The following is a 10471-nucleotide window of genomic DNA, read 5'->3' as shown; positions in this document are numbered from 1 at the left end:
CCTGAGAAGCTCGACCTAATAGGCTCAGTGCTTTCTACACTTGGTGATTTGTTTTCAACTGTAGCAGCTGCACTTACCTTAGAAGAAGCTATGAAGAGGGATAATGAAGACCAACAAAGTCAAAGTGATCTAGAAAAACAAGTGGCAGAATTGCAAAAACAAGTTGATTATTTAACCACTCAGATGAAGAAAAATAATTCTTGAATTACAGAAATCGAGTTGAGGAATTGTTTGTAATTACTTTACTGTTCAATTTTCCACCTAATACAGTTCACCAAGTTACTGACACGAACATTAACTGAATAAAATATTAAGGATGTGTCTAATGGATAATATCAACACTCTATGTCAACAGTTCGGCCAAATTCTTAACGGAAAACCAGAAATCGAAAACGGTATTTGCTCCGTAGAAATTAATCGTGATATTCCAGTCACAATTCAAGGACGTCCAGTTCGAGGAAACATTGAGACTGAAATCATGTTTGAAAATTTAGATCAAAACGGGTACGCTCTTAATCGCGGAGTAACAGTTATTCTTGAAAAAGAAGTCCCTTATTTTGTTAACACACTTGTGAAAAATGGAATAATTATCAGCTCATTGCATAGCAATTGGCTATATACGAAACCCAACATCCTTTATATTAATTTTCAATCTGTAGAACCACCATTAACTTTTGCTCATAAAGTTGCAGAAGCACTAAGGACTCTAAGGGTAAGTAGATAAAATACTTTTATTAACGCACCACGGTCTCCTGTGTTTTTACTTCGTATAATAGGTCTTATATGACATAACAACCTGTTTTTCTTATTCAACTAAGCTGTCCCGTTAGTTCAATAAGAAAAAGAGCTACATAAGCAACCATTAGTTGAAGAAGACTTATTGTAGAGTTGACCTAAACTATGTAACAAAATAATCATCAATTTCAAAAAAAAGAACTGTACCTAAAAGGAACAGTTGATTAAATGTTATTTTACTATCTTAAAAAGAGTCATTCCTTTGTTATAAACATATCTTTCTAGTTTAGCTAACCAACTATTTCCGTTTTCTCCATTGGCTATTTGAGAAGCATGGTTTTTATGAAATTCAGCTACACGTTTATTATGTTCTTTATGACGATTGTAATTCCTGATGTGCAAAGAATTATTTTCCATTTTTCTACTCCTTTCTTTTAATATTCCTTAATTATATGACTAAGATTGATGAAATAAAAGTGGGGTCTGGCTCAATACTTATAGGACAAGTTTCACTATCCCACCTATTAGTAACAGTATAGAACTTGTCAATAGAGCAACTTGTGTGAATCGATTGGATTTGTGGAATAATTTTGCATAAGCTGCCTTAAGTAAGGCTTAATGATAAAACCATCTATTTCAATTATTATTAATTATCACTTCTGCTAGATTTTGTTAAGGCGTCTTTTCCATACATACGTTAAGGTAATAAAGATGTAGATGCAAAGTGTAATGATCGTTACGATAATGGATGTCGTGAAAATGATTCCGATCAGGATCGTAATTAAAGCGATGATCGCAGCCCAAGTCGTATACGGGAACCATTTAACTGAATAGGCACTTGTTTTTCCGGGCTGTTGTTTACGTGATTTCAAATGGGCGAAGGCAATGATCAACCAGATGAATAATACGGTATATCCCAGCGATCCCATCAGGAAATCGAAGGTCTTGCTTCCAGCAAATAAGGTAATCAGTACACCGCCAAATAAAGTGGAAGTACACATTAATATTGCGTAAACAGGAACTTTCTTCTTGGATAACCTTGAAAAGATTTTCGGAATGCGACCGTCCACGGCTTGTGTATACAGAACGCGGGATGAACCATACAATCCAGAGTTCATCGATGAAATAATCGCTATTAGAACAACGGCGTTCATAATATGGTCAGCACCTGGAATCCCTATCATTTGAAAGACCATCACAAACGGGCTTTCAGGCACCCCGTTTACTTCGTTCCAAGGAATTAAACTAACGATGATGAAAAATGGAATGATATAGAAAGAAATGATCCTGACCAATGTACTGCGAACTGCTTTTGGAACCACTTTTTCGGGATTTTTCGTTTCTGCCAATGTGACCCCGATAATTTCCGTACCGCCATATGAATAAATTACCACCAGCATCGCCGTGATTAAACCTGTTGGTCCATTCGGAAAGAAACCGCCATGGTCAGTCAAGTTAGAGAAACCGACTGCTGTATGATCACCAAAAGTCACGAGCAGTAACAATAATCCAGCAATTATGAACACAATGATGACGGTAATTTTAATTAAAGCAAGCCAGTACTCCGTTTCAGCAAAAACCTTTACTGATAGCAAGTTGATTGCTGTCACTAACACCGAAACAGCTAATGCCAGTATCCAGATAGGATATTCAGGTAGCCAATATTGAATGAAAATAGCCGCAACGACTGATTCGGCCGTGATATTCAATACCCACATTTTCCAATAGATCCAATCAAGGAAATAGGCAGGATACTTTCCTAAAATAGATTGGACAAGATCCCTGAATGTTCTTGCACCGCTATTGCGGACCGCCATTTCAGCTAAACCTTGCATGATGAATAATAGTATGATTCCCCCTATCAAGTAAGCAATTATTATGGATGGGCCTGCCATATCAATTGCTGAACTGCTTCCTTTAAATAAACCTGCCCCAATGGCACCGCCTAATGCCATCATCGTAATATGTCTTGAAGTCATTGTCCTCTGTAAATTCCGTTTGTCCGTTTCCATATCCTAACCTCCCAAAAAATCAAAAAAGGCATATCGTCTCTTTCTTCATAATCAAATGAAGAAAGAGACGATATGCCTTAAGCTTACCGCGGTACCACTCTTATTAGCTCTTTTCGAACCCTACTTTAAAAACCTTGTAACGAAGGTCAATCGTTAAAACCAGAGAATAGATTAAATCTATTCTTTCGCTTTACCACTCCCAGACAAGTTCAAAGTATCATTGGACTGCGTTGCACCAACCCGCAGCTCTCTTTACCGAATAATGAGCTTTTACTACTCCTGATCTTTGCGTTTTGAAAATTATATCTGAATATTATTTATAATATCCAATACTATACGGATGAGAAGTAAATTTGTCAAATTATTTTTTCGGGATAATAATTTCAAAGAAATAAATCATAGGAATATGTGGTGAAATAGCTATATAAATCAGTAAAATACTATTTAAAATATAATATGATGCCTAATCTCCTGGGAGAACTTACGAGTGGCAACAAGTAAAGACCCCGTTAGTTTAACAAGGAACGGCTAGAAACATTATTTATTATGAATTCAATTCAGGTCCCCAAAGAGCTGGTGAAATAGAATCTTCTTTGATGTTTTGTCTCTTTAACCCTAATTTTTTACTATAATAATCAAGCATTTCAAAAACAGTTAATCGATGAAAACTTCCGTGGATAAATTGGGGTTCATTTCGTCTGTTAGAATCTATTTGCCAAAGAGGAAGTGAAACTCTTCCTGTATTATCGTTATCGTTAAATTCATTGATTGGAACACTAAAGTTAATATGTTCGTTATACCCATTTGCAACAGCTATAACAGTAACCTCTCCCATATTCTTCTTAGGGATTATCCCTACCTTCTGTTTCTGGTTTTATCCTTAGTATTTTGCTTTTACTCTAAATAAATACACTTGATGCTTGTTCAACTAAACTGCCCCGTTAGTTCAATAAGAAAAAGTACTACTGTCTAGCAGCCCAATGATCTTCAACTAAGCACCCGTTAGTTCTACAATTGGAGGGGAAAATTAGTTTAATAAATTAATTACAGGGGTTCACCGGGATTTTCCTAAGTATAAATAATATTGTAAGTGGGTTTAATAACTCCGCTAGAATACTGTTTCATTTCCACTAACTCTAATTTAAGACATGGCTTTACGCTGCCGAATAGAGATATACCTTCACCAATAATAACTGGATTAACCTTCAGCACTAATTGATCAATGAGTTTATGTTTTAGCAACGACCCAGCCAATTCTCCTCCCCCGCATAGCCACAGTTTACCGTTCCCTTGCTGTTTTAGATTTTCAATAAAAGCTATAGCATTTCCTTTGATAAGATCTACATCCTCGTTCGATTCAAACTGAATGGAGTTTGAGAATATATAATGTTTTAAGCCCTTATAGCCAGGTTCACCCGGTTTAGCACCGAATTGAAATCCAAACTCATATGTTTTTCTGCCCATCAAGACCGCATCATATTGCTGAATATCGGATAAAAAGTCTGGTACATGATCTCCTTCAAATAAGAAGAGAGAATTGTTAATATTCCCATCTAGCATACCTTGGTCTGCAATAAAATTGTCTAGTGAAACTGCAACATGATAAATCAATTCAGCCATTCAGTCATTCCTCCATGAAAATGAATTGCTTAATTAATTCTTTAAAACAAGTTAAAACTCCTTTAATCCCTAATTTCGTAATTGTGAATAATAGTGAAAATCTCTTAAAGCAAGTATAGATTCCCCCCCTAAAGCCTAGTCTATAAGCAAAGTTAGAAATGGGGGAATGTAATGTTTAAAAAAAAGTTCAAACTACCTTTCTCTAAGAAACAGTCACCTGGTGGAAGCGATAAAGAACAAGAAGATAGCAAAGAAAAAAAAGATAACAAGAATTCCTCCTCAGCTAAACAATCATCAATTGAAGGTGAAATAGAAAGACGCGATGGCAAAGCAAAAAAAGAAAACAAGAATTCTTCTTCAAATAAAGAGTCTTCAATTGACAGTGAAAAAGAACAGAAAGTTAGCAAAGAAAATATGATTTCATCTTCAAAGAATGTTTTCATTCAGGCGATTAAAGATGCTACTCAAAACCCTGCTGATTTAATTGTTAAATTCATTCATCCCAATCTCACTCTTATTTATATAGATAATTTGGTGGATGGCATCACATTAACAGATCATATCATTCCTAACTTGTTCAAAAAAACGAATGAATCACCAGAAAACATTAAATCTCTCCTGTCTGTACCTCAAGTGAAGTTGACTGATCATCTCACTGAAACAGTGAATGCACTGGTGGAAGGAACCGTACTTATTCATGTAGAAGGCTACACACAAGTTGTTTTAGCAAATATTTCCTCGAGAGAATCCCGGGCTTTGCACGCCCCGGAAAATGAATCTCAAGTAATCGGTTCACAAGTTGGATTCAATGAAAGTCTTTCAACGAATATATCACTGATTCGAAGGTACATAATGAATCCGGACCTTTGCAATGAAAAATTCAAAATTGGAAAACGAACGAATACATTGGTTTCAGTGCTATACATTAAAGGCATCGCCTCTGAAGCTATGGTTAATACACTGCGTCAAAGGATTACAGATGTTCATGTAGATTCCTTATTAGATAGTTCAGTACTTGTGCAAATGATTGATGACAACTCTTTATCACCTTTTCCACAAATGCTTCTAACAGAAAGACCTGACAGGTTTTGCGATGGATTATTGAATGGGAAATTGGGAATCATTGTAGACGGTAGTTCGATGGGTGTACTTTGTCCTCAATCGTTTATTGAGTTCTTCCAAAGTAGAGAAGATCAAAATCTTCGATGGCCAATTGCTTCATTTTTTCGGTTATTAAGACTTAGTGCAATTTTGTTATCTATTTACTTAACTCCTATATATGTAGCGGCTTTGACATTTCATTATGAAGTTATTCCACAAACGCTATTAATTCCACTAAGTGAATCAAGAGCTTTAGTTCCTTTCCCACCCATAATTGAAGCTTTATTTTTAGAAATTATTATCGAGTTACTTAGAGAGGCTGGAGCAAGATTACCGACAAAAGTTGGTCAAACAATAGGTATTGTAGGCGGTATCGTGATTGGGACTGCAGCCGTCCAAGCAGGTATTACGAGTAATATTTTAATTATTATTGTCGCTTTAAGTGCATTGGCTTCTTTCACAACGCCAAATTATATGATGGGAAATGTCATTCGAATCATTCGTTTTCCATTAATCATATTAGCAGGGTTTTGGGGCTTTTATGGCATTATGCTGGGGTTTTGTTTTTTTCTTATTCACCTTTTACGTCAGTCAAGTTTGGGTTCTCCCTACACAGCACCCTTCTATCCTCCTAGACTGATTGATTGGCGCGATAGTATCATCAGATTGCCATTACCTTTTACATTTAATAGACCCAAAAGTAAACGACCAAAAGATCGAAAGAAATTTGATCCCGAACCTATAAACCCTGAAAAAAAAAGTTGAACTGAGGGTAAAATGATGAAAAATACTATTCAACTTAGTCCCAAAGATACGATTAATGCTTTTCTACTTTTTTTTGTCATTAATACCACTCAAGTTGGTGTTGGAATACATGGATTCCAACGAATTATCCACCAAGACGCAAAACATGATGCATGGATTTCCGTACTCATTGCAGGTATTGCTTCACATATCATCGCTTTTCTCATGATTAAAACTTTAGAGATGTATGGTTCAAATGATTTATATGGGATTCAACAAGACATGTTTGGTCAATGGATCGGGAATTTTTTAAATATTATTTATGTTTTATACTGTTCTTTTGCATTTTTCGTCATTTTGAGAAACTATATAGAAGTGATTCAAGCATGGGTTTTCCCTAATTTGGATACATGGTTTATTTCAGCTACGTTGCTGTTAATCGTTATTTATGCTTTTGCTGGTGGACTTCGGGTGATTGTGGGTGTTTCTTTTTTTAGTTTTGTAATTTCCATATGGCTTATCCTACTCATATGGTTTCCCATTAAGTTTTCGGATGCATCATATCTTCTTCCAATACTTGAGACAAATATGAGAGCTATATTAAAAGGCGCACAATCTATGACGTTTACAATTATTGGATTTGAAGTTTTAAACGTGATTTATCCTTTTGTAAAGGATAAGAATAATGTGAAAAAACATGTTCATTTTGGTTTGTTAGTGACGACATTGCTTTACCTCTCCATCATGTTGGTTTCGTTAACATACTTTAGCGGAGAAGAATTAAATAAAACCATATGGGCAACCTTATCTTTATTTAGTATTGTTAGATTTCCGTTTATTGAACGATTTGAATATATAGCGATTTGCTTTTGGATGTTGGTTATTTTGCCAAATCTTTGTCTGTACTTATGGGCTGCTTATCGAGGTACCATACGCTTGGTAAAAGTGAGCACAAATAAATTCGGCTGGATTTTCTCGGTTCTAATCTTAATTGCCACGATATCTATTCAAACTCGGGCTCAAATAAATATGGTTAACACTAAGTTCAGCCAGGTGGCATTCTATATTGTTTTTGCCTACCCTATCTTCTTGTACGTAGTCGCAGTGGTGAAGAAGAAATTCACATCACATGAGGAGAAAATAAAATGAAAAAGCTATATATATTAATACTAGTTCTCTTCATTAGCTTAGTCGGATGCACACAACCGGAAATCCTTGAAGAGTTAGGTTTAGTCACTTTGGTTGGATATGACTTGGGTAGTGAAGATGGCGTGTCAGCTACTGCGGTTATTCTCCAAGTGAATCCGGAACTTCAAAGTAATGTTGAAGTTGTTTCCGCTGAAAATCAAACAAGTATAGGAACAAGTGCAAAAATCAATCGCAAGAACTCTCTAAAAATAATGTATGGACAGATGAGGGTAGGCTTGTACAGTGAAGAGTTATCTAAAGAAGGGATTGGTCATTATATTGAGACACTCTCGAGAAATCCTTCCATAAGTAGTAGTATTATTATGGCAGTGGTTGATGGTCAAACGAAATCGCTTCTAGGCTATCAATATCAAACTATAGAGAATATTGGTGAACATATATTCAAGCTGCTAGAACAAAACGTTAAACAGGAGCACATGATTTCATCTACTCTTCATGAAGTATCACATGACTATTTTTCTCCCGGCAAAGATATTTCGATGCCTGTCATAAAAAGAATCAATGAGTCTGTAGAAATTTCTGGTTTTGCCTTATTTAAAAGAGACAAAATGGTAGGTCAACTTTCTGCTGACGATAGTTTTTATGTGAAATTAATTAGAGATAATTATGACTCTGGAATGTTTGAAACGAATATTAAAGGAGATTATTTACCATCTTCTTTAATGAATAACCCTCCTGACAAGATTCCAGTGGTACTCGATACGATTCAATCGAAAAGAGATTTGAAGTTAGCCAATCCAAAAACGCCCGAATTTGATTTACACCTTACGATGAAAGCGAGATTATTAGAAATAATGCCCGACATTGATGTAGGTAAACAAAAAAATGTTGTGGAACTTGAAAAAGCGATCAGTAAAAGTCTAACTAGTGAAGTATCTAGAATAATTGCCTACTGTCAGGAAGTTGATTCAGATATTTTCGGATTAGGTGAAAGTTACAGGAGCAGTGTAAGACAATCTAAGCTTACAGATGAAAAATGGCATGAGCTATATAGGGAAGCGAAAGTAAACGTTCAAATTGACTTTACATTAATTAGAGATGGGGTATTTGAATAATCGATTTTCAAGAAGGCCTTTATACTTCTTTTAATATTAAAATCTTTTTTTTCATATTACTCCCCCCTCTTTATAATTAACCTCAAAGTTATATTCTATCGACTTTTTAAATTAACCAGCCCGTTAGTTCAAGAACGTTCATCTTATTTTTATCATGAATATCCATTTAACCTATTATTAGGAATTGTGACTGTTAAGTGTTTTAACCTATGAATTCGCAACACGGCAATAACTTCTTTCTAGCATCACTGATGTTTACCCCCCTATTGTTGACTACTAGTGTTGTGTCGTCTATAAGTGATCAAAAAATGAAATAATATAGTGGTCTACAAGTAGTTAGTGACTTATTAGTGGAACACGAGTGATTAACCACTTGTAGTTAAGCAATTAAAGTACAACAGTTGTACTTTCAAAAAGCGAGTCCAATTCACAAAGAATTGGACTCGCTTTGATTATCATTCAACGTCATATCACAATCGCATAAGTAGGCAATGACTTTACAAAATGCAATGGTTTTCAATTGATATTAAAGGGAATTTATTAAGTTTGTCGAACTAGATTTATTAATAAGGTTTGTGTGAAATTCTGTGTATTTCAATTCAATTGGTCTACAAGTGCTTTGTTATCTACAAGTGACTAGTAAATGAAATTCTTTAATGATCTACGAGTGGTTAGTTGTCTACAAGTAGCTAGTAAATGTAATTCATTAATGATCTACGAGTGGTTAGTTGTCTATAAGTGACTAGTAAATGAATTTCTTTAATGCTCTACGAGTGACTAGTAAATAAAATTCTTTAATGTTCTATGAGTGGTTAGTCGTCTACAAGTGGCTAGTAAATGAAATTCTTTAATGCTCAACGAGTGATTAAAGGTCTACAAGGGGCTAGTAAATGAAATTCATCAATGTTCTACGAGTGATTAATGGTCTACAAGGGGCTAGTAAATGAAATTCATTAATGTTCTACGAGTGGTTAATGGTCTACAAGGGGCTAGTAAATGAAATTCTTTAATGCGCTACAAGTAGTTAGTAGTCTATAAGTGACTAGTAAACGAAATTCTTTAATGTTCTACTAGTAGTTAGTTGTCTACAAGTAGCTAGTAAATGAAATTCTCTAATGCTCTATGAGTGGTTAGTAGTCTACAAGTAGTTAGTAAATGTATTGTTTAATGCTCTACGAGTAGTGGGTGATTTAGTCATGTTACATGAGTGATTCAACATTTGTTATTGACTGGTTCATGATTAATGAAAGATGGGATTCACTCCAAATATAGATCACTGACTTGTGGTCCACGAGTGGTTGATGATTCAATATTGTTACACAAGTGCTTCATCATTAGTTATTATGTGGTTCATAACTAGTGCTCCATTTGTGGAGTACTAGTCACTAGTAGACTACTCTTACTTTAAGGAAAAGGTGGCGGTATGTTATATGGAGCTAAAAGAGGCAGTTTGGCATATAAGTGACTTCACGGAAGAAATACAAAGAAGATACGAAGAAGAAACAACTATTAAAGAGTCTGTTCATTTTAATACCGTCGATAAATGGTTTAGAGACCTTGAAAAAAAAGGTATTCATTACATTCAAAGAGTAGCTGAAAAAAAGGTATATGATGAATTAGATATAGACATTGCCGTATTCATCATGGAAAAAAGATCTCAAAAATGGAGTTTAGATGCGATTTCCAACGTTCTTTCAGCCAATCTAGAAGTGAGGCCATTTCCAGACTTAAAGAATGATGARTCACAAGTGCTGAGTGAGGCACAAGTGATGGTCGAGATGGGCCGTAAATTCGAAAAAATGCAGCAAGAGTTTGAAGAAAGAATGCTCCATGAACTGGATTTAAAGAAAAAAGAACTGGAACAACAATTGTTAAACAGGTTGCCAAAACCCAAAACAGATCAAGAAATTAGAGCTGAAAAAACAGACATCATGATTTCATCTGTTCGAGAGCGTTATGAAATAGAAGAAAAAGCGATTGCGGAATGGAACACGC

Annotated in this window: 10 protein-coding genes and 1 other annotated feature; of the genes, 6 read left to right on the top strand and 4 right to left on the bottom strand. The window is 35.2% G+C overall.

Translation table 11 applies throughout. The features are described from left to right. Together AC1DOS_RS14070 and AC1DOS_RS14065 are read left to right on the top strand one after the other, a co-directional pair. Positions 1-204: hypothetical protein (locus tag AC1DOS_RS14070; RefSeq protein ID WP_477538004.1), on the top strand; the 204-nt coding region annotated here is incomplete at its 5' end. Positions 205-325: 121 nt separating this feature from the next. Beyond that, positions 326-724: a DUF1259 domain-containing protein gene (locus tag AC1DOS_RS14065; protein ID WP_477538003.1), complete on the top strand. Its 399-nt coding sequence runs from the start codon at positions 326-328 to the stop codon at positions 722-724. A 242-nt stretch (positions 725-966) separates the two neighbouring features. On the opposite strand, the gene AC1DOS_RS14060 is transcribed toward AC1DOS_RS14065, so the two are convergent. From AC1DOS_RS14060 to AC1DOS_RS14045, 4 genes are all read right to left on the bottom strand, one after another. After that, complete coding sequence (locus tag AC1DOS_RS14060; protein WP_477538002.1) at positions 967-1152, bottom strand: hypothetical protein; 186 nt, start codon at positions 1150-1152, stop codon at positions 967-969. A gap of 245 nt (positions 1153-1397) precedes the next feature. After that, on the bottom strand, positions 1398-2747 hold the full coding sequence (locus AC1DOS_RS14055; RefSeq protein ID WP_477538001.1) for an amino acid permease: 1350 nt from the start codon (positions 2745-2747) through the stop codon (positions 1398-1400). A gap of 60 nt (positions 2748-2807) precedes the next feature. Continuing rightward, positions 2808-3043 (bottom strand) — a binding site (T-box leader). 248 nt (positions 3044-3291) lie between these two features. Beyond that, entirely contained in the window at positions 3292-3582 is a 291-nt protein-coding gene (locus AC1DOS_RS14050; RefSeq protein ID WP_477538000.1) for a hypothetical protein, read from the bottom strand. 233 nt (positions 3583-3815) lie between these two features. Further along, positions 3816-4367, bottom strand: a complete 552-nt coding sequence (locus tag AC1DOS_RS14045) for a dihydrofolate reductase family protein (RefSeq protein ID WP_477537999.1) — start codon at positions 4365-4367, stop codon at positions 3816-3818. Between the two features lie 171 nt (positions 4368-4538). Here AC1DOS_RS14045 and AC1DOS_RS14040 point away from each other — a divergent pair, with 171 nt between their 5' ends. From AC1DOS_RS14040 to AC1DOS_RS14025, 4 genes are all read left to right on the top strand, one after another. Beyond that, complete coding sequence (locus tag AC1DOS_RS14040; RefSeq protein WP_477537998.1) at positions 4539-6233, top strand: spore germination protein; 1695 nt, start codon at positions 4539-4541, stop codon at positions 6231-6233. A gap of 15 nt (positions 6234-6248) precedes the next feature. Beyond that, positions 6249-7361, top strand: coding sequence for a GerAB/ArcD/ProY family transporter (locus AC1DOS_RS14035; protein WP_477537997.1), 1113 nt, complete (start codon positions 6249-6251; stop codon positions 7359-7361). Next, a complete protein-coding gene (locus AC1DOS_RS14030) occupies positions 7358-8476 on the top strand; it encodes a Ger(x)C family spore germination protein (protein ID WP_477537996.1) in 1119 nt (372 codons plus the stop codon). The genes AC1DOS_RS14035 and AC1DOS_RS14030 overlap by 4 nt, the downstream gene beginning before the upstream one ends. 1430 nt (positions 8477-9906) lie before the next feature. Next, positions 9907-10471: hypothetical protein (locus tag AC1DOS_RS14025; RefSeq protein WP_477537995.1), on the top strand; the 565-nt coding region annotated here is incomplete at its 3' end.

It is taken from the genome of Paenisporosarcina sp. P5_A11 (assembly GCF_056400705.1).
This window is presented reverse-complemented; position numbering and strand designations above follow the sequence as displayed.

Excerpts from the sequence above, each read along its gene's own strand:
- AC1DOS_RS14065 (WP_477538003.1), top strand. The coding sequence starts at position 326 with ATGGATAATATCAACACTCTATGTCAACAGTTCGGCCAAATTCTTAAC.
- AC1DOS_RS14060 (WP_477538002.1), bottom strand. The coding sequence starts at position 1,152 with ATGGAAAATAATTCTTTGCACATCAGGAATTACAATCGTCATAAAGAA.
- AC1DOS_RS14055 (WP_477538001.1), bottom strand. The coding sequence starts at position 2,747 with ATGGAAACGGACAAACGGAATTTACAGAGGACAATGACTTCAAGACAT.
- AC1DOS_RS14050 (WP_477538000.1), bottom strand. The coding sequence starts at position 3,582 with ATGGGAGAGGTTACTGTTATAGCTGTTGCAAATGGGTATAACGAACAT.
- AC1DOS_RS14045 (WP_477537999.1), bottom strand. The coding sequence starts at position 4,367 with ATGGCTGAATTGATTTATCATGTTGCAGTTTCACTAGACAATTTTATT.
- AC1DOS_RS14040 (WP_477537998.1), top strand. The coding sequence starts at position 4,539 with ATGTTTAAAAAAAAGTTCAAACTACCTTTCTCTAAGAAACAGTCACCT.
- AC1DOS_RS14035 (WP_477537997.1), top strand. The coding sequence starts at position 6,249 with ATGAAAAATACTATTCAACTTAGTCCCAAAGATACGATTAATGCTTTT.
- AC1DOS_RS14030 (WP_477537996.1), top strand. The coding sequence starts at position 7,358 with ATGAAAAAGCTATATATATTAATACTAGTTCTCTTCATTAGCTTAGTC.